This is a genomic window from Agathobaculum sp. LCP25S3_E8 (assembly GCF_052117165.1).
GTDB lineage: Bacteria > Bacillota > Clostridia > Oscillospirales > Butyricicoccaceae > Agathobaculum.
In genome coordinates this window covers 1-20751 of record NZ_JBQKJR010000054.1, presented here as the reverse complement: position 1 = coordinate 20751, position 20751 = coordinate 1, and the positions used below count along the sequence as shown (strand labels likewise).

The window sequence follows — 20751 nt, the reverse complement described above, 5'->3', positions numbered from 1 at the left end:
TTCTCGGACATGGTTTGCTGTCTCCTTTCGAATGGTGTGTCGCGACTTCATTCTACCAAAGATCTGCAAACCATGTCTTTTTTGTTTTTGCGAAACTTATTCTACCTGACCCTACATTTTCATAATAGACTATTTCAAATTCACTATTTCCTCCAATCATGGCAGACAATTTTTTATCATTACAAAGTTCAAAAATCACGATTATCCTTTTCCCCAATTTTTCTGCATATGCTAATTCATAACCTACTCCTAGCGATGCAATACTGCATTCCGCAATTACAACATCGCATAATTCAATATAATTTATATCTCTCAAATAGATTTCTCTGTCTGTTAAATTCTCTCCACTAATTGAAAGATTTTTATCTCCAATTATCTCTGTTAATACATTATTTTTATTTTTTAAATATTCTATTATTGTATAATAATCCTGTTGCTTTTCTCTTCCTCCGCGAATTGCCCCCGCAAAATATATCTTTTTCATAAACATTCCCCTTTCATATGTTAAATTCAATGCTATATTACTAACTTACTATTTTACTCCATCTATTAAAAACTAACTTTCGGCGGGTTAGTCCCTTATTCGATATAAACAAAGTTTTAATTTTTACTAGGCCTTGTTTGAAAATAAACATTGCACAATAGGTGAAGATATACAAAAACTAGTGGCATGAAACGGTATGAATTAACAAAAAAACAATGGAAATGTGTCAAACTTCTTCTACCACCAGAAGAAACAGGGAAGTGAGGCCGTCCCCGCAAGGACAATCGGACGATACTGAACAATATGCTCTGGATTTCCCGAAGCGGTGCCCAGTAGCGGGAACTGCCCGAAGCCTATGGCTATTGACAGTCAGTATATGCCCGATTTGCCAAATGGTGGGAGATGACGACACACTTGGAAACAGTCTTTCACGCACTGTCTGAGGATGCAGATATAGAAAATTCAAGTATGGTTTCCACCTGCATCAAGGTACACGAATGCGCCAATGGCGAAAAAAACAGGCAGTCGATCGTACCAGAGGCGATCTGAACACAAGGCTCCATGCCATTGTAGACGGACTGAGTAACCCAGTGGAGTTCTTCCTCTCAGCCGGAAATAATCACGATTGTGTCCATACCGTGAAGTTCCTGGAAAAAGTTGAACTCAACGGAAGCAATGTGCTGGCAGACCGGGCTTATGGTGCTCGATCCATTCGGCAATACATCTCAGAGCATGAAACTAATTATGTGATCCCGCCCCAAAGCAATGTGTCCAATCTCTGACCGGTAGACTGGTATCTGTATAAGGAACGGCATCTCATCGAGTGTTTCTTTCAGAAAATCAAGTAGTTCCGCAGAATTGCTACCAGATATGACAAACTCGATGAATCTTTCCTCGCCTTTGTTTACCTTGCTGCTATTACCATCCTGTTGATTTAGAACAAAACTCCTGATTTTTCAAACAATGCCTAATATTGCCTAATATTTAATTATTATTTTCTGCCTTTTCAACAAGATCAAAGAGCAATCAACCATTAGATTCTCTTCTTGCTCACGAAGGTGAATAATTGCTCTTAAGCGAACTCCCGTTTTTTATTGATAAGCACTACCGCCTTCATTTTATCCAGTGCACTACTGCCAACAGGACTAGAAGCATTTTAATAGAAAACATGTAATGTTCCCATTTTTACTTTAATGTAGCTGTTTCAAATAATTGAAAGAACTCATTTCCCTTGATTCTTTATCTCGGCACACATTATACTAAATTTTTTATCCTTTGCATTGGTATCAGAAATCAGTTTTCTATCAGCTTCATCTAACTCTTTGGCATAAAAATATTACGACCGAATATCGTATCAAATCGAAATCTCTTTCTGATTACTGCTGTAAACCACAGTTGTTCCGCTTTCCTATTTGACTCTATAGTGGTATGATTCAAATTGATCGCTTGAGCGCTATACTCCTGTATGGCATCATATGGTTCACGAAGCTGTTTTCAGTTACTTATCGAGATTCACATCTTTCCCTGCATTATTCGCCCCTTTTTTGACATATAGCCACAAAACTTTGTATCTATATGTCAAACAGTAGTTCTTAAATGCTCCACCGCGCTCTCCTCGCTAGCATCATTGGTACCCAGTTTACCACGAAATGCGCAGGCGAGAATGGGTTTTTGATGAGGTCGATCTTCTCCCCCCTTCGGCGGCTTCCTTGGCCTGCTGCTTTTTGGGAATGATGTCCTCAAGGATATTAACAATTTGGTCTTATTCATCATCTGACATTTCCTTGATTAACGCCACCTGTTTCATTGCTAAAAATATCTATAAATATATCGGATTTCAAGTAATCCAAGATAAATCTTCTTTTACTGTAACCAATGGTATGAGACAAAGAATACACTGATTCACCAACAATTTAGTCGGATTTAATGCACAGATGGCATACACATAATCTCTTTTATATTTTATTCCTATAAGTACAATAAAATGAAAAGCGCATTCCCCCAACTTCTAATGGATTGAACCCTTCCATTCTGTACAAAAATTACAAATTACATCACTATTGGTGTATGCAATTTAGGTTCTTATCTATGTGTTTGCACTCGACGTTGCACTCAAACCAATATGATCTTTCACACGCTACCATTCTATAAAAGGCTGGTGTTTTTTTACTTGCATCTCATTTAGGCGAAATGTAATCGGCTGATCGAGTGGCACAGCGCCAAGCGAATCGATTTTCTTTCGGCTCACAATCATCTGCATTTCATAAAAACAGACATAGCGTTCCATTTTTTCTACAACCTTTGCCGTCCGTCTCTTGAGGCGGTATTTTTTCAGCATCTGCCGCATGCTTTTCCGGATGTACTTTTTCTTTTCAAAGAACGTCATCTGGATATACATTTCCTTGAACAAAATATCGATATCATCGAGATCGTGCCAATAATCTTCGACTCCCAAACCCATGCCGTTATTTTCTGCTGCCTTGACAATATCTGAGAATTCATCATCCAGCCGATCTTTATCCTGCAGATAGTAAATCCAATACTGCGTATCCTGCACAAACCGCCTCTTGCTCGACTGATATTTCCATTCCAGAAAACGTCGTTTTGTTTCCCAAAATGCCAAAAGAAACCGACATTCCTCCTGAACACCCAAGTCTCTCTTGCAGAGGATTAGCGCAACATCCAAAGCCGAATAGGATAACTGCCCCATCAGTGATCTCCCTTTTTCCCATTGCAGCTACGGCACAGAATCTGCAGATTTTCCGGCACACTTTTTCCACCCTGATTGCGCGGCTTAATATGATCCACTTGGAAATACACGCGAGAAGCGTTTTCAATTCCGCATTGCGCACAGCGATATTTGCCCGCTGTTGTTCTAGCTTTTGCAAACGCCTGCTCACGCAGTTGTTTCTCATATTCCGGGTCTACTTTTCCAATATCGTAGAGTGACATATCTTCCAGTTCCCGTGTGCTATAACGCACATTTTCCTCTTCCTCATAAAGATCAGGATCGGAAAGCTTGGAAATCTCAATGTCTAACTGACGAATAAAATACAGCTTGCGTCCGAAAAAGAGCTTGAGCAAATTATCATCACTCTGCTCCCACAGTTGGTCAATATACTCTTTTCGTTTCCTGGGGCCAAGATCCTGCTCCCACAATTGCTTTGCGATCTGCTCTACATCCAGCCGGTTCCGGTCAATATCGTCAAAAGTATAGAACGGCGGAGCGGCATCATACTGCGCATAATATTGCAACAGGTTTTCGATATCCTGCCGCGCATATGGCGGAATCATTTCCCCACAGAAAAACGTATCCCGACACTGTCGCTCCATCTGGCGAAGCACATCTTCAGTCAGGTATTCCTGATCTTGTACTCCAAAGCTGCGGAACAAGGCAGGCAATTCCTCCAGCATCGCCCGGTAGGCCGCCGCTGTACTGTCATAAACCATGACCTGACAGGACAGATCCATGCCCTCTTTCTCACCGTTTTCCACGAAATAAGTAAACGCATACATACCGATCGGAATACGCTGCTGAAACGGCACCTTTTCCAATGCCGTTGTGTCCATCGTTTGATCGAGCACGGAAGCAAATTCCTCAATCTTGGAAATCGCAATCAGGCGCAATTCTCTCTGCATGCGCTCGTTTCGGTCATCACTGAACTCATTTTCACCGGTAAACAGGCTTTCCGGATTGACCCATGCGATATGCTCATCCCAATCATCAATAAACGATACGATATACGCTGTATCTGTGCCACCGGCAGCCGATCCTCTCAATGCGCGGCCAACCATCTGGGTCATCAGAATCGTGGATACCGTCGGTCTTGCCAAAAACACCGTTTTTGTCTTAGGCAGATCCACGCCCTCAGTCAAAATGTTGACATTGATCAGCACATCTAACTGTCCCTGCCGGAACGCTTCCAAATTACGCTGATTCTCTTCCCGACTGACACCCACTCCGATAATGCCGTCGCGCACAGCGGATACAATGTATGCTGAGCGAATCCCTTTTTCACCAAAGAGTTTATTGAGTGCAATGGCATGATCGATATTCACCGCAAAAACAATGGTCTGCCCATATTCCTTCTGTTTCTTTTTGTAAGTGCTTACAATCAACCGATTGCGTGCAGCATTCTTGGCAATTTGCTCCGCAATATCATCCGGAAGCGTATCCAGATGGCGGATACTCTCCCAAGTCGCAAGCCCAAGCGATTCTCCATAATGCTCCTCAGTGTAATAACTCTCAAAGATCGGTTTTGATAAAATCTGCCGATTGATGAGATCCTTCAGACCGATCTGATAGGTAATGCCAAGCTGTCCACGCTTGACTTTCCCATTCTGCACACCATCGCGGAAAATCTTTGCGAGTAATCCCTGCTCATCCTCTGCTGTACGAAACGGCGTTGCCGTCAGGCCAATCAATTTGACATGCGGTATGTGTTCCTGCACATAAGAAATCACTTTGCGATAAGTTTTTGCCGTCGCATGATGCGCCTCGTCGATAATCAAATAAATCTCGTCTTGCTTTTTCAGCCACGCATCCAAGCATTGCAGATTCCGACCAATGCTGTCCTTGCCGACAATTAACAAATCATCGCCCTGCGCAATATCAATTGCACGATCATGCTCGGTTGCACCTGAAACAATCCGATAGTGGAAAGATGAAATATGCGGCATCGTTTCCGCGTAAGCATACTGTTGAAAGGATTCCGCCGCCTGATCGAGCAGCATCTGTCGGTGTGCAACCCAAAGGACCTTTTTGTTTTTATCGATTGCATTGTGTAACAGCCAAAGGGAAGCTGTATAGGTCTTTCCTCCGCCCGTAGGCAGCACAATCAATGTGCTGTAATCCGGCTCCCGATTGATCAGATCCAAGTTATGCATCGCTGTACGCTGATGCTCATACGGAGTACGGGCATTTGCCCCCTTTTTCGGCAAAATTGCACCGCTGGATTTGCTCTGCACCTGTTTTCCCATACTTTCTCACCCTATTTTTATGATTCTTACGCCGTCACATGCTCCGCATTGTCCTTCACCTTGCGAATCGCCTGAATCAATTCATTCTGCTGCGCTGCATTAAACAGACGTATAAAGCGCACCGGCTTGTCAAACGGCGGCTTGGTCAGCTCCGAGACGTTGTCCATATAACCATTTGCTTCAATATGATGAATGACCTTGTGAACAAAAGCAATTTGATTCTGGTTCAAGGACTGATCGTTGATAAAGGCAGAAAACGCCTGCATAGCGGCTTCGTGATCCAGCTTGGCGATTTTGCGAATGAGTAAGCCAAAGGGCGTGTCCCCAAACTCACGCTGATAATCTTCCTTGCTTCCCAGTTCGCTGGTAAGTACCCGCTCCAGTTCCTGATAATCGCCCATAGCCAGTGGAATATTGTGCGTCAGCTTGTAAATGGTCAGCGTGTCCCCATGCTCGTTGACGTAGCGGTTCACCTTGGCGCGGTAGTCCTCGAAATCATAAGCGGCATCCATCTGAACTCCTTCCTGGCTGTCAATCACCGGATCGGTCAGCTTAGTGACAATCTGCCGCTGCGCTCCGCCGCCCTCATCCAAAAACCGGATCAGGTCGCGCAGCTCTTTCCGAACCTTCTCGAACAGCAAAATGTCGTCCGCATTCCAGAAGGCGTCGGTATGAATTTCCTTTAGTACCGACAGCTTTGCCTTGATCTGCGGAATGTTGGACTTGCGCTCCAGCAGAGATACGGTGTCGCACAACTGTTTTTTTGCATACTTAAAAGCGGGCATCTGCTCAATGTTCGCCAGAATCAGGACATACATAAAGTTGTCAAAACGCTTGGCGAACTCATCGTCGTCATCCGAGCGGACAAGCGGCGCAATTTGCTTCAGCAGATCACTCTTGTCCCCCTCGCTGAGAGAAGCAAATGCGTCCTGTTTTTGATACTTATCCACATACTGCATCCGCAATTTCACGGAAATCAGGTCTGAGTTGAGCGCCATCACCTGCTTGTGGCAGGTATCGACGATCTCGCTGCGCCACACCTGATAAGCCTCTCCAGCAAAGGCGCTTTCCTGCAACGCCATGGCAATTCTGATCTGTTTGCCGAAGATGTTTTCCGACAGTGTTTTCGTCTCTCTGGCCTCGTAGCCTTCTTTGTGCTCGCGGAAGAATTCGAAGTTGCCGCAGTAGTCAATAATCAGAAAGCGGCGCTTATCCGTATACGTTCCATCTATTTGATCCACGCAGGCCAGCCCCTTACACAGGCGTGTGCCGCGACCAATCATCTGCCAGAATTTCGCCTTGGAACGCACTTTCTTGAAAAACACCAGATTGACGCACTCCGGCACATCAATGCCGGTGTCCATCATATCCACCGAAACCGCAATATGCGGTGTTTTCTCCGGCTGCTTGAAGTCGTCGATCACAGTCTGGGCATAGGCATCGTCACAGATGACTCGCTGAGCGAATGTGCCATGATACTGCGGGTACAGTTTGTTGAACCGCTCCAGAATAAACTCCGCGTGTCGCTTATTCTGAGCAAAGATGATGGTTTTACCCAGCCGATCGCCGCCCTCCACTTTGATGCCCCGCTCCATCAAGTCCTGCAATACGATGTCCACCGTTGTCTCGTTAAACACGAATTTGTTGAGTTTTTCTGACGGAATCACTTCTGGCATGACGCCATCTTCGATGAAATCTTCCTCGTACCGTTCTTTATCCGCGTCCGACAGTTCATCATAGGTAATGCCTTCTTCGAGGAACTTGGTCTTGACCTCGTAGTTATAATACGACACCAGCACATGGTCCTGATAAACCGCCGTCTCGTAATCGTAGGCATAGGTGGGAACACCATGTTCCATCTGGAAAAATTCGTATGTATTGCGTTCTACATCGGTTTTGGGTGTCGCGGTAAGGCCAACCATCACGGCGTCGAAATACTCAAAAATCGCCCGGTATTTTTTGAAAATACTCCGATGGCTTTCGTCAATGATAATGAGATCAAAATGCGCTGGGGTAAATAGCTGCCGTCCGTCTTTGGATTTTGTGTCGTCGATGGCGTTGAGGATAGTCGGATAGGTAGAGAACACAATGCGGGCGTTCCGGTCGTCCTTGTTGGCGCACAAATTGCACAGGGACATATCCGGCAGATAGTTCTTAAAGTCGTCCTTGGCCTGCTTGACCAGCGCGGTGCGGTCAGCCAGAAACAGGATATTGGTCACCCATTTGCCGCGGCTGAGCACATCGGTCAGGCTGGAGGCGGTTCGGGTTTTGCCGGTGCCGGTAGCCATCACCAGCAGGTGCTTACGGAATCCCTGCTCCATCTGCCCGCATACCGCACGGATAGCTTCCTTCTGATAGTAACGGTCGGTGATTTTGTCGTCAATGGAAACGCTCATCAAGTCCAACCGCTCGGTGCGGCGGTTCATCAGCTTTTGCAGGTCGTCCTTGCTGAACACGCCGCTGACCTTGCGCTGCGGGCCGCTCTGGTCGTCCCAGAAGTAGGTTTCAAAGCCGTTGGTGGTGAACATCATCGGACGGCGGCCGAATTTCCGTTCCAGACAGTCTGCGTACAAAGCCGCCTGCCTGCGCCCGCTATTCGGGTCCTTGCTGGCGCGCTTTGCTTCCACCACAGCCAGCGGCAGGCCGTCCTTTCCGAACAGCACATAGTCGCAGTAGCCCATCTGACCGGCTACCCCGGCCATACCCTCCACGAGGTACTCCTCCTCCTGCACATCCGCGTCCGCACCAGTAAATTTCCAGCCGATATTCTTCAGATCCACATCAATAAACCGTTTGCGGGTTTGGAATTCGGAGAGGTCTTCGGGCTGGAAGGTGCGCTCCTGCTTGTGCTTGTCCTTTTCGGCGGTATACTGCGCGGACATCTGCTCGATCTGCCGGCGCAGCGCCTCGATTTGCGCATCTTTTTCATCCAGCAGGCTCTCCTGCTCCTTGATTTTCTGGGTATACACTGTCACCTTTTCGGTGGGGATCAGGCTTTCGTCAAAGGTGCGCTCCACATAGTCCGCACCATAGCAGTAGTCGATCCACTGGACAAACTCAAACAGCCCCCGCAGAGAAGCCAGCGCATCGCCCGGCTGCACGCTGCGCTCGGTATGTACCGCCAGATTGCCCAGCTTGATGATAAACTGGAATTTACCCCAAGTGTTATAGTCCACGGCAAAGCGGAAGGACGGCTCGTGGACAAGGGATTGCAGATTGTCCTTGTAGGGCATCTTCATGGTCTTGTCTGCCGCATACACCCATTTGACCGCCAGCTCTAGCGCCTTGCGGCAGCCCACCGCGCACATGGCCGGGGCGGAGGCGTAAATTTTCTCGGCTTCCACGCAGGCGGTGGCAAAAAGGGCGTATTCCTGTTTGGTTTCGAGGAAGGAGAAGTTGGGCATAGTTGGTCACCCCTTTAAAAACAACGGTTTTAGTATCGAATAGGAATTTGCGATGGTATAACTTCGGTTATGTAACCTTCTTTGTTTAGGCGCTCTTTTAGTATTTTAATCTGTTGTTCCTTTTCTCCATCCGTACAATATAGTGGAGATATTCTAACAGATGTCACACAATCCTTTGACAAATGAAAACGAGTAAACGGAATCATAAACATATCTTTTTGCCGATACTCAATCGTGTAATGTTCGTGCTCTGTACCTTTGGGAAGATACAGCACCATACGAACCTCTTTTTCATGCTCAAAGCATGGATTCTTAAAAATCATGCTCCATTCATTTAATTGGCTTGCAATGGTTTCTTGAATAGACGGTTTTCTGGCTGGTGTGTAATATTCCAACAGTTCAGACAAAAAGTTTTTAATCAGGCCCTTTTGTTCCTGCTCGTCATAAACAACTTCATACCATTTTACATTTGCCCCTGATAAAAACGGATTCAAACTGTCTATTGCAGGTTGTCCTTCTATTCCTATACTATATCCCTGGTATTTATCATTTTTTGAATAGTAATTCCACATGGGCAATGAATCCCCATCGGTTGAAAAACAGCAGATGTACATATCACATTTTTCGTTTCTTGCCCGGACACATTCGCCTCCTATATATTTGGGTATTAACATTTTATTTCCAGGCAAGATACTTCTGATTGTGCGATATGCCTCATCCGAAATTTTCTTTTCTGCCTTGTGAAGTTCTTCAACAACATCGCCATAAATATTGATGATATATTTTCCTTCTTGTGTATCATTGACACAATCGTACCGGCTTGCAAAAAGTTCTACTTCCGCCTCTGAAAATAGGATTTTTTCCAAACTTGCAGGAGAAGTATAGTGAAAAATTTCTCCTCCAGTAAATTCATTCATATATTTGCGTCCCATGTAGAAGCAATATAAAAATTCATGAAATTCGTTATCTGTCTTCATACTTTCACCCAAAGTATTCCTGCATTAGTGCCTTTTTCAGCGTTTCCAGCTGTTCAAGACTTTTCTGGATTGCCAATTTTGATTTGTCGATTTGAGTAACGAAATTTGCAAATTGTTCTTGAAGTTTAATATCAGGATTAACCACCATCATTTTTTCAAGCTTTTCGATGGTCAGCGCAAGCTGTGCACTTCCTGCTACACCTTTATTTTTGAAATTTTCAATTAGTATTCCCAATGCGTGATTAAGGAATATTGGATTTACGTTATCTTTTATAGATAACAGAATAAGATTTCCATCCTTATAATAGAATGGATTTTCTGTATCAACAATCCATGAATAACCTATTGTTGCTCCAATTGCAGCAATAAGAATATCTCCTATCTTTGGTACACCATATTTATCCTTTATTTCATCATAACGTTCTTGTTTTATAAAAAGTTCAACCGAAGGCTTTAATCCAGATCCTAATTCTCTAATTTCCTTACTTCTATAAAAGGGAACGCCCAACTCTACATACTCGTTTGCGTATATTCTTTTGCTGGATCCTATATCTGCAAGCTCGTTCAACTGAATCAGTGGTAAATTCGTATCATAAAGTATATCCCCAAACATCTCTACAAATCGGGATTTTACCAATTCGCCTAGCCTATCCAGCTGCTGGTGACGTTTGGCAATCAGGTCGCTGACCTTGTCCAGCACCGCCGCAATCTCGCGCTGTTCGTCAAGAGGCGGGAGAGGGATTTCAACCTTTAGCAAGTTTGCTTTTGTCAAGCTGGGAATCGTTACGGTTGTATTCAACTGCTCAAAGTCGAATTTCTCACAGAAATAGTATAAGTATTTCGGTTGTAATTTAGCTGGGTTAGCATATAAACCAAAAGCAGTATCAACATTCCAAAATCGTGTTTCTATAAAAATCGGATTGTTTATGCTTCCTTTTCGACCTATTACAACGGTATTGGCCTCACAAATATAATCATCTGCATATCCCATAATACCACCACTTCCATATATGGGATATTGACCATTTTCGTTTTCAACCTTTTTTTGATTTTTTCCGTTTATGATTGTGAGGACATCTTCAAATCTCGCCATCACAGCATCCCCTCCAACTCCGCCAGCCCTGCGGTGATCTCGCTTTCCAGCGCGTGCAGGTCTGCCATGATTTCCGCGGTCGGGGGGTACTCCACCGGCGCATACTCCACCTTTTTGTACTTGTTGATGGACAGGTCATAGTCGTTATCCGCAATTTCCTGCTTGGGCACAAAAAAGCTCTGCTCGGTGCGTTGGCGGTCGGCTTCCTTGTCCAGATGGTGGAACCGCTCGATGATGTCGGGGATGTCGTTCTCCGCGATCTCGCTGCGCTTGTCGTCCAGCGAAAAGCCGTCGGCCTTCATGTCGTAAAACCAGACGTTTTCCGTGCCGCCCGCGCCGGTCTTGGTAAACACCAGCACCGCCGTGGACACGCCCGCATAGGGCTTGAACACGCCGGAGGGCATGGAGATCACCGCCCGCAGCTGATGGCTTTCCACCAATTCCTTACGAATGGCCTTGTGCGCCTTGGAGGAGCCGAACAGCACGCCGTCCGGCACGATGCACGCGCACTGACCGCCCTTTTTCAGCATCCGCAGGAACAGCGCCAGAAACAGCAGTTCGGTCTTTTTCGTGTTGGTGACGGCTTTCAGATTGTCATGGATGCTTTCCGCGTCCACGGTGCCCTTGAAGGGCGGGTTTGCCAGACACATGGTAAACTTGTCGCTGATCTGGTTCTGCTTGGAAACGCTGTCCTTGTAGTCGATTTCCGGGTGGCTGATGGAGTGCAACATCAGGTTCATCGCAGAAATGCGCAGCATGGTGCGGTCGGTGTCAAAGCCGGTGAATGCGTCCCCGGCAAAGTGCTCCCACTGCTCGGTGGTCATGGTGTCCTCGTAGTGTTTTCGGATGTACTCTGAAGCAGACACCAGAAAGCCCGCCGTGCCGCAGGCCGGGTCGCATATGGTGTCGTCCGGCGTGGGCTGCAGCAGCTCCACCATCATTTCACGAATGTGCTTTGGCGTGCGGAACTGGCCATTTTGCCCGGCAGTGGCCAGCTTGCCCAGCATATACTCGTACAAGTCGCCCTGCATATCCAGATCGGCAATGTCATGCTCATACAGGTCGTCCAACCCAGTGATGATCTTTTGCATCACCTGCGGTGTAGGGATCAGGAACATGGCGTCGCTCATGTAGCGGGCAAAGGCGGTCTTGTTCTGCACATCACTGCCGGCATCGTCGGCAATGTCCACGAGTTCGCCCTGCTCGGTGAAGTCCGGCAGGCGGCCGTACTTCATATTTTTGATAGCCGGGAATACCCGCTGGGAAATTACGTCGTAAATCTCGCGGGGATCGTTGTTCTTGAATTTGCTCCAGCGCATGGACTGCCCCACCGCAGACTGTGGGAAAATCTTGTCCATCTTCTCGCCGGTCATGTTCTCAAATTCTTCCGCTTCCAACTCTTTTTCGTCCAGAGAGCGGACGAACATGAGATAAGTCAGCTGCTCGATGACGGTAAGGGGGTTGGTGATGCCACCCGCCCAGATGTCCGTCCAGATTTTATCGACTTTATTTTTAATCGCACCTGTGATCATGCGTTTGTGCCTCCATTTGCTTTTCGGGATTGCATTCCATCCCGGCGGCTATAATGCACCGCTAATTTTCTTCTATTTTCCAGTATACCTGATATTCCGTCAAAAAACAAATACCGTTCTCATATTCCGAAACAAAAGACAACAAAAAGCGGTCTGGATATTAATAACCCAAACCGCTTTGCGTTATGGATACCATCCATAACCATCTTTCCCTTCAGCAGGAAAATCAGATTGAAGCAAACAACTCAATAAGGTCGGCTGGCGCCATATAGGGATCGGCATAATCATACCAGTAGAAAAACACCCGCACGCCGGACAGCTCAATACAGCAATAGGCCGTTGCATCGTTTTCGCCGCTCATCTCATCAGAATTCGTATAAAGTTCCGTTTGATAGCCCTTGTCAAGCAAATCCGCGTAGGTCGCGTTAACGGGCAAACCGGGAGCGATCTCACGAATCTGCGGATAGGCGTTTTGTCCGAGCGAGACCACGATGATCTCTTCCGGCCCCTGTGCATGACCCGCGAAATCAGCGTCGTAATAGTAGAAAGCCATTGGCACGCGCAGGTCATCGTAATAAACGCCCTTGGCATTACCGCTGTACCAGTAATCCATATAAGTAAAAGGGAATCCCCACAGCTCCCCAAGCTCATCCATCGTCATACCAAGGTAATCGATCGGCAGCATTTCTTCCCGGCTGGGCTTATCGTAGCCCTGCGTGGTCAAAATATCGACCCGCTGCGTGGCTTCATCCCAACCAATGCCGATATCGAGAGCGGCAGCCAGGTCACGCAGCTTGAAATAGTTATTCCCCGCAATTTCATAGGCGGTGAAATGGAACGGCCGTCCGTCAATGTAAATATTATGCGTGCTGGGCTTGGCCTGCTGTGTGACGGTGCTCCCGCTCAATTCGCCGCCAACCAATGTGTAGGGCCGATTTGTATTTATATGAATATACTGTTTCTGCTCATTCCAGCTGACGGAAAACTGCTTGTCCGTCTGGTTGACCAACGCCGCCAGATCGCGGAGCTTAAAATAATTGTTGTCTGCAATTTCATAAATAGAAAGCTTGACCGGCTGCCCGTCAACATAAACATTGTGCGCGCTTGGCTCTGCCAAGACCATAGAAGCGGCGGCCGCCACAGTAAACATCATCATTCCGGTCAACATAGCAATAAACAATTTTTTCATATTCGGTTCCCCCTTCATTTTTAATAGAATCAACCGATTTTAGTCAATCAGTTGAAAAACAACGACAATGTAAAATATAGAACATCATCACACATAATGTTTTCCCATCTCTCAATATATACGGTTGTCAGCGTGAACAACCATCTTTTATTTTCTAAGCGATCTACCTATACTTCTTCATCCGCCAGCAGCCAATCCACTGATACGCCCAGCACCTTGGCAAAAGTCAGCAGCTCATAATCAGTAACAAAGCGGTCACCCGTCTCAATTTTGCTGATGGCCTCTCGCTCAATAATAACGCCGTTGACCTGCATACGAGCCGCCAGATCTGACTGCGACATCCGCTGCGTCGTGCGCGCCTGATGGATACGATCACCACACAAATTCTTCTTTCCATGATAGTCGTAAATCTTCACGGGCAACCCCTCCTTGCCCATTGACAGTATCATTTATTATCTCTAAAATTGTAATAAAGATTTACAGCTTGTAATTATAATTTATATATTGAAGTGAGGGGTACAAGATGGACTTGCGTAATCAGACCTGCTGTTTTACAGGACATCGCATACTTCCTGCAAATGAAACAACCGCAATTCTGCGCAAACTCGATTCGATCTTATTGCCGCTTATCGAGCACAAGGTCTGCGCTTTCTGGCTCGGCGGCGCTCTGGGCTTTGATACGTTAGCTGCAGAACACCTATTGAAACTAAAACAGCAGTATCCTCAAATCATGATCTATTTAGCACTCCCGTTTGAAGAGTATCGCAATCGCTGGAGCGAAGCTCAGAAAAGCCGTGCCGCGCACATTGACATGCAGGCCGATCAGATTGTCTACTGTTCACACACGCCATCCAAAAGCGCCTTTCTCCAGCGCAACCGATATATGGTCGATCAATCCCGCTATTGTATCGCATATTGTAATCGCAGCGCCGGCGGCACCGCCTACACCCTCCGTTATGCGCAGCAGAAGGGGCTTGTCATCCAAAACCTTTTCCCTCTTTGAAAAGGCAATTGACTGAGATTTTCCCACGTCAGTTTTTGCAGAAAACGCGTCTTTTTGCCCTATATGCACCAGATAACACAAAACAGCACTAAATAGCGCGAAAAGTAATAATAATGTAACATTTTTTGTATTTACACGAACTTTATCCTGTGTTATGATACCCATACAGGCACAACAAGGTCAAGCCTCTTCATCGTCCGGTCAGCTCTAATGTAGGAAAGTATATCAGTTCAGCAAACAATGGGAAAACAGTTAAATGACGACAGAAACTTTTCTGTCAGGAAACAATTGGATTGTGTTCTCGTGTCGGAGGTAGCTTAAAAACCTATGACACACTTGTTAAGGAGGTGGTTCGTATGGCAGTTTGTATACTTTGCAAATCCATTACGATCATAAAACAACCGTTTTATTTCACCTCCGGCACAAGAACCTAAGAGCAACGAGAGATAAAGTTCTTTGGAAAACTGGGAGAAAGCACATCTCTGCGAAGAGATGCAGGACTACCTCTCGGAGATCCAAATGACGACAAAATCATTTCAAGACATGCTCTTCTCGCTGATACAGCAGAAGGGCTGGAGTGAAAAAGAACTCTGTGAAAAATGTTTACTCGACCGACCTCGGTTCACCGCAATCAAACATCTGGATGACGATGCAGCCAGCACCCATAATGTGACCTTGCAAGTGCTTGTTGCTCTCTGTATCGGCATGCAGCTGAACATTACGGTATCCGAACAGCTCCTTGCGCTGCGTGGGTATGCACTCAGCAAGCGCAATCCTATTCACAACGCTTACCGTTATCTGATTGAAAGGTGCAGCGGTATTTCAATCGATGACGCAAACGAGCTATTAACAGAATTGTTCGCCGGGAAAGGCACCGTTCTCGACCGCATTCTACTTGGCTCACGGGGCTATCGGCAAGGTTCTGACAAGTGAAAAAGGAACAAGACAAAGTCCCGCACAGAAATGTGCGGGACTTTGCTGTGCAATCCTACAAATCTTTATCATACGGTTACGCGACGCGTAACCGTATTTTTTTGTATTTTACTCCACCGCCCCTATTTTCCATTTATACAGGATGCTTTCGCCGCAGATAAGCGTCGGTACGCAATCTCTATGCCGCCTTCACATGAATGGGTGTGCGTATGCACGCCTGTCCGCGTTTTGGTACCGTTACGCGGCGCGAAACGACAAGCCTTCAAGAAAATGCTATCCTGTTTTCACAAACCGGTTTGAACATCAATCATCCACGATTTTTGAAAAGGAGTGTATTTTCATGAAACTTTCCGATCTGATTATCGATCCCGCGAGCCTGGGCAAGCGTTTCTGGCTGGTGGACGTGATTCCGTCGTATGCGTACCAGAATGGACAGCGCACGGATACGGTCACGGGCTACCGCTACACCGTTGCCTTGCCGGACAAGGGGCTGGACAAGATCAACGTGCGCATTGACGGCGATCAGCAGATGGACGCACCAGCCAGCTTTGTCGAAGTCCGTTTTGCCGAGCTCGAACCGTACCTGTACTGGTCGGGCGGCGAGTATCAGCTGGGCGCGCGTGCCAAAGGCATCTCTGCGGTAAACACTGGCAAGGGCTGACGGCGCAGGGCGCAGGCCGTCAGGGGAGAGGACTTTTCCTTCCGGGGAAAGTCCCCCTGCGGCCTGCGGCCGCGCCGCCCATGCCCTAAGTTAGTATTACCTTAGGGCATGGTTGTAGCATGTAGCAGCCCATCTATCAATCGAAGGTGGTGAACATGGCAAAGAACGAACAGAGCCGCAAATATCTGCTCACGATCAACAACCCGGCAGACTGCGGCCTGACGCATGACAAAATCAAAGCGCTCGTGCAGTCGCTGTCCCCCGCCTATTTCTGCATGGCGGACGAGATCGCGTCAACCGGTACGCATCACACGCATGTTTTTCTATACCGCCCTTCGCCGATGCGCTGGCACACGGTCAAGAACCTGTTCTCGACCGCGCACATCGATAAAGCATACGGAAGCGCGCAGGAAAACCGCGACTATATTCAAAAAGGCGGCAAATGGTCGGATACGGACAAGGCCGAGACAACCGTCACAGGCAGCTTTGAAGAATTCGGGCACATGCCGCTGCCGCAGAGCGAGAAAGCCCCCGAAATGACTGCCCTGCTTGAGGACATTGCCGCCGGTAAGACGACTTCACAGATCATCCGCGAAAATCCCAAGCTGGCGTTTCGGGTAAAGGAAATCGACGTGCTGCGGCAGACGCTGCTGTCCGAGAAATATGCCGAGCAGAACCGCATCGTGGAAACGCAATATCTTTATGGCGCGACCGGCACCGGCAAAACGAGCGGCATTTATCGGCGGCACGATCCGCGCGACATCTACCGCGTGACCAACTACCGGAACGGCCGCGGCGTTTCCTTTGACGATTACCATGGACAAGACGTGATCGTGTTTGAGGAGTTTGCGTCGCAAATTCCAATCGAAGAAATGCTCAACCTGCTGGATATTTACCCACTCATGCTGCCTGCCCGGTACAGTGACAAAGTCGCGTGTTACACCAAGGTGTATATCACCTCTAACCTGCCGCTAAGCCGCCAGTATCAGGCGGTGCAGCAGTATCACCCGGAAACGTGGAAAGCCTTTCTGCGCCGCATCCGCACCTTCACCGAGTACCGCGAGAACGGCGCACCAATCACCCGACCCATCAGCGAATGGAGGTGGATGCTGGAAGATGGATAACCGAAAACGCAATCTGCTGGAACAGGAAACGCAGCGCAGGTATCTGCTGCTTCTGTTCCAGACCGGCCTCAAGGAGATCTGGACAGACCAGTACCGTCTGAAGGTATTGATGCTCTATCTGCTCACCGCGCTGCTGTTCAGCATCATCCGCCCATGGGATCTTGCGTACAACGGACCGGATATTTTCGGTGCAGTCAGCCGGATCGCGTTCAGCCTTTGCTTTCCGTTTCTCGTGTTCGGCGGGCTGGCTGTGCTCATTCTGTGGGCGGGTACGCCTTCCAAGGCGAAAAGCATCCAGAACAATTTGCAGCGTATCGGACTGGTCAATCACGCGGGCGAAACACCGCTTCTGGTTGCCGTCCGGACGGAAGAATCGGACGATATCCGCAGCCGCATGACCGTTCTCGAGTTTCTGGCCTGCGGCGTTCCCAAGTCCGTATGGGAGGACAAACGCGCCGATCTTGAAACCGCGCTGAATATCCACATTGCAGACATTCGCGAAAGCGACGGCAAGCGCCGCATCCAGCTGTACACCGTTCCCGCCACCGACGAGCTGCCCAAGCTGCTGCCATGGAAGGATGCATATCTGCGGGATGCGTTTCCTGCCTGCAAGCTGGTGCTCGGCGAAAGCCTGCTTGGGCCGGTGACACTCGACCTCAACCTCATCCCGCATGTGCTGCTGGGCGGCGGCACGGGTTCGGGCAAATCTGTGCTGCTCAAGCTGATGCTGATGCAGTGCCTCAAGCAGCCCAATATACAGGTCACGATCGCGGACTTCAAGGGTGGTGTGGACTTCGGCAGCCCGTGGCGCAAGCATCCAAACTGCAAACTGATTCTCGACCGCGAAACACTGCTGCGCTATCTGGATGACGTGACCGAAAAGCTGGAACAGCGCAAGGATGTGCTTGGCAAAGTCGAGCGTCGGGACATCTACGACTACAACCGGCATGAGCCGATTCCAATGGATCGGATCGTGTTCGCGGTAGACGAGGTCGCTGAGATTCTGGACAAGACCGGACTGACAAAAGAGGAAAAAGAACAGGTCGCCCGCATTGAAAACCGGCTGTCCATCATCGCCCGACAAGGGCGTGCGTTCGGCATTCACCTGTTCCTCTCCACCCAGCGGCCGGATGCGAACATCCTGTCCGGACAGATCAGAAACAATATCGGCTACCGCATTTGCGGCCGCGCAGACAACGTGTTGTCCATGATCATTCTGGACAACACTGATGCCAGCGACAAGATTCCGCACGACGCCCAAGGACGTTTTCTCACGGGTGACGGCACAGTATTTCAAGCCTACTGGTTCGACGACACAAAGGAGATGTTTTGAATGGATAAACTGACCTATAACGCGCCGGAGCTGGCGCTGCTGCTCGGCATCAGCCGCAGCGCGGCCTATAACCTGATGCACCGCGCAGATTTCCCGTCCTTCCGCATTGGCAAACGGTTGCTCGTCAAACAGGACAAACTCACCGAATGGCTGGACGCGCAGGGCAAAACCACCCACGGCTATCAGCCGCCGTACCTGTTCCCAGACAGCGGCTGTTAAGCCGTCACGCTGACAAGCATTGGCACACTTTAAGGCGGGGCGGCCCTGCAATGGGCAGCCCCATTTTTATACCACAATAGCACCTTCCGTGGTATAATGGAAGCACCTAAATTGTATGTGCCAGAAAGGAGCATCAAGCAACTATGGCACGCAAAAGTAAAAAACGCGAAGCTGGCAGCGGCACGATATACAAGCGAAAAGACGGCCGCTGGCAGGGGCAATATGTATCCGGCCGCGACCCGATTACGGGCAAGCTGCTCCGTCATTCCGTTTACGGCAAAACACAGAAAGAGGTTGCCACCAAGCTGCGTGACGCAACCGCAAACATTGACCGCGGCACCTATCAGGAACCGAACCAGATCACCATTGCGGCTTACGCGCAGGAATACTTCTCGATCTGTGCAGTCAATCTGGCACACAGCACGCAGGTGACCTATCAAAAGATTCTGGAAAACCATATTCTTCCCGCGCTCGGCAAGGTCAAGCTGACCGACCTGACCCACCGGCAGGTGCAGCAGTTCGTCACTTCGCTGTCGGTCAAAAAGAAGCTGTCCGCCAAAACCGTCCGCAACATCCACGGCATCCTGCACAACATGCTGGAATCCGCCATCCGGGACGAGCTTCTGCTGCGCAATGTATCCGAGCGCTGCTCGCTGCCGCGTGTGACGCAGCATCAGGTACGCGCGATCACGACCGCCGAGCTCAGCCAGTTCCTGCAGGCGATTGACGGCAAGCAGTTCCGCAACATTTTCTTTATCGATATTTTCTCCGGCCTGCGCCTGTCCGAGATCCTCGGCCTGCGCTGGGAGGATGTTGATTTTGATCACGACTGCATCTATGTCCGCCAGCAGCTGCAGCAGAAGCAGGTCAAGGGCGATTTTGGCTACTTTCTCGCGCCACCCAAGGAAGGCAAGCAGCGCAAGGTGATTCTCGCGCAGAACGCCATGCGGGTCTTGCGGCACCAACGGGCAAAGCAGAATGAGCAGCAGCTGGCAGCGGGCATGCTTTGGGACAACAGCTTCCATCTGGTGTTTACGAATGATTTTGGGCAGCCGCTTAATCGGCGCACCGTGTACAAGCACCTCAAGCGCATCCTGCTGAACTGCGGCATGGGCAATTATACCTTCCATTCTCTGCGCCACTCGTTCGCGACGATCTCGCTGGAAAACGGCGACGACATTAAGACGGTGCAAACCAACCTCGGTCACTACGCCGCGTCGTTTACGCTGAAGACCTACGCCCACGTCAGCGACCAGATGCAGCGAAACAGCGCAGCACGTATGGATGCGCTGATCGCGTCCCTGCCGGAAGCGCAATAAATTCTGATTGCACTCAGGATTGCACTCAAAAATTTCTTACTCGAGAAAATGTTATGATTTTTCGATCAAAATAGCAAAAACCGCACTTTATCTTTCGATAAAGTGCGGTAATCTGGCGGAGAGTCAGGGATTTGAACCCTGGAGACGCTCATCACGCCTACACGATTTCCAATAGAAAAATAAAGTATTTTATAACGTTTAAATGCAAACTATCATGATTTTTTATCAAAAAAAGTAAATATTATAGAACTTTTTTAGTTTTCACTAATTAAAGTTTTAAATATTACGGGCCAGATTTGGGCCAATAATAAAATAAATCTTAGAAAAGTATGATACACTCAAGTAAACAAAAATGAGCCCCTCTGGTTACTCGCCGGAGGGGCTTTTCCGTGTCCAAATTGAACACCGTTATTTCATTGCGGCCGCGAGCTTGGTCACCAGCTCGTCGCCGTACTTATACTTGCGCATATACGCAATCGTCTGCTCCTCCAGCCCACAGG

At 48.1% G+C, this 20751-nt stretch carries 17 protein-coding genes; 8 read left to right on the top strand and 9 right to left on the bottom strand.

Annotation, left to right across the window (positions count from 1 at the left end; translation table 11 throughout):
- Nucleotides 1-52: 52 nt before the first annotated feature.
- A complete protein-coding gene (locus ACTQ34_RS14490; RefSeq protein WP_441364425.1) occupies nt 53-484 on the bottom strand; it encodes a nucleoside 2-deoxyribosyltransferase in 432 nt (143 codons plus the stop codon).
- Between the two features lie 497 nt (nt 485-981).
- Here ACTQ34_RS14490 and ACTQ34_RS14485 point away from each other — a divergent pair, with 497 nt between their 5' ends.
- Entirely contained in the window at nt 982-1266 is a 285-nt protein-coding gene (locus ACTQ34_RS14485) for a transposase (protein ID WP_441364424.1), read from the top strand.
- Between the two features lie 1355 nt (nt 1267-2621).
- Here ACTQ34_RS14485 and ACTQ34_RS14480 read toward each other — a convergent pair.
- From ACTQ34_RS14480 to ACTQ34_RS14445, 8 genes are all read right to left on the bottom strand, one after another.
- Nucleotides 2622-3107: a hypothetical protein gene (locus ACTQ34_RS14480; protein WP_441364423.1), complete on the bottom strand. Its 486-nt coding sequence runs from the start codon at nt 3105-3107 to the stop codon at nt 2622-2624.
- 86 nt (nt 3108-3193) lie between these two features.
- The gene (locus tag ACTQ34_RS14475) at nt 3194-5464 is read right to left on the bottom strand and encodes a DEAD/DEAH box helicase family protein (RefSeq protein ID WP_441364422.1); all 2271 of its coding nucleotides are present in this window, start codon (nt 5462-5464) and stop codon (nt 3194-3196) included.
- 26 nt (nt 5465-5490) lie between these two features.
- On the bottom strand, nt 5491-8868 hold the full coding sequence (locus ACTQ34_RS14470) for a DEAD/DEAH box helicase family protein (protein ID WP_441364421.1): 3378 nt from the start codon (nt 8866-8868) through the stop codon (nt 5491-5493).
- Between the two features lie 29 nt (nt 8869-8897).
- Nucleotides 8898-9785: a DUF2971 domain-containing protein gene (locus tag ACTQ34_RS14465; RefSeq protein WP_441364420.1), complete on the bottom strand. Its 888-nt coding sequence runs from the start codon at nt 9783-9785 to the stop codon at nt 8898-8900.
- Nucleotides 9786-9849: 64 nt separating this feature from the next.
- Nucleotides 9850-10938, bottom strand: a complete 1089-nt coding sequence (locus ACTQ34_RS14460) for a restriction endonuclease subunit S (protein WP_441364419.1) — start codon at nt 10936-10938, stop codon at nt 9850-9852.
- On the bottom strand, nt 10938-12470 hold the full coding sequence (locus ACTQ34_RS14455) for an N-6 DNA methylase (RefSeq protein WP_441364418.1): 1533 nt from the start codon (nt 12468-12470) through the stop codon (nt 10938-10940). The genes ACTQ34_RS14460 and ACTQ34_RS14455 overlap by 1 nt, the downstream gene beginning before the upstream one ends.
- A gap of 226 nt (nt 12471-12696) precedes the next feature.
- Entirely contained in the window at nt 12697-13659 is a 963-nt protein-coding gene (locus ACTQ34_RS14450) for a hypothetical protein (protein WP_441364417.1), read from the bottom strand.
- A gap of 167 nt (nt 13660-13826) precedes the next feature.
- The gene (locus ACTQ34_RS14445) at nt 13827-14075 is read right to left on the bottom strand and encodes a helix-turn-helix domain-containing protein (RefSeq protein WP_441364416.1); all 249 of its coding nucleotides are present in this window, start codon (nt 14073-14075) and stop codon (nt 13827-13829) included.
- 107 nt (nt 14076-14182) lie between these two features.
- On the opposite strand from ACTQ34_RS14445, the gene ACTQ34_RS14440 reads away from it, so the two are divergent.
- The 7 genes from ACTQ34_RS14440 to ACTQ34_RS14410 all read left to right on the top strand — a co-directional run bounded on the left by ACTQ34_RS14440 (nt 14183) and on the right by ACTQ34_RS14410 (nt 20251).
- Nucleotides 14183-14662 (top strand): SLOG family protein, encoded by a 480-nt coding sequence (locus ACTQ34_RS14440; RefSeq protein WP_441364415.1) that lies wholly within the window; start codon nt 14183-14185, stop codon nt 14660-14662.
- Between the two features lie 519 nt (nt 14663-15181).
- Nucleotides 15182-15595 (top strand): hypothetical protein, encoded by a 414-nt coding sequence (locus ACTQ34_RS14435; RefSeq protein WP_441364414.1) that lies wholly within the window; start codon nt 15182-15184, stop codon nt 15593-15595.
- A gap of 340 nt (nt 15596-15935) precedes the next feature.
- Nucleotides 15936-16256, top strand: a complete 321-nt coding sequence (locus ACTQ34_RS14430) for a hypothetical protein (protein WP_441364413.1) — start codon at nt 15936-15938, stop codon at nt 16254-16256.
- A gap of 155 nt (nt 16257-16411) precedes the next feature.
- Nucleotides 16412-17380: a viral replication protein gene (locus tag ACTQ34_RS14425; RefSeq protein ID WP_441364412.1), complete on the top strand. Its 969-nt coding sequence runs from the start codon at nt 16412-16414 to the stop codon at nt 17378-17380.
- Complete coding sequence (locus ACTQ34_RS14420) at nt 17373-18713, top strand: FtsK/SpoIIIE domain-containing protein (RefSeq protein WP_441364411.1); 1341 nt, start codon at nt 17373-17375, stop codon at nt 18711-18713. Before ACTQ34_RS14425 ends, ACTQ34_RS14420 begins: the two co-directional genes overlap by 8 nt.
- On the top strand, nt 18714-18932 hold the full coding sequence (locus tag ACTQ34_RS14415) for a helix-turn-helix domain-containing protein (RefSeq protein WP_441364410.1): 219 nt from the start codon (nt 18714-18716) through the stop codon (nt 18930-18932).
- Nucleotides 18933-19075: 143 nt separating this feature from the next.
- Nucleotides 19076-20251: a tyrosine-type recombinase/integrase gene (locus ACTQ34_RS14410; RefSeq protein ID WP_441364409.1), complete on the top strand. Its 1176-nt coding sequence runs from the start codon at nt 19076-19078 to the stop codon at nt 20249-20251.
- Nucleotides 20252-20751 lie beyond the last annotated feature (500 nt).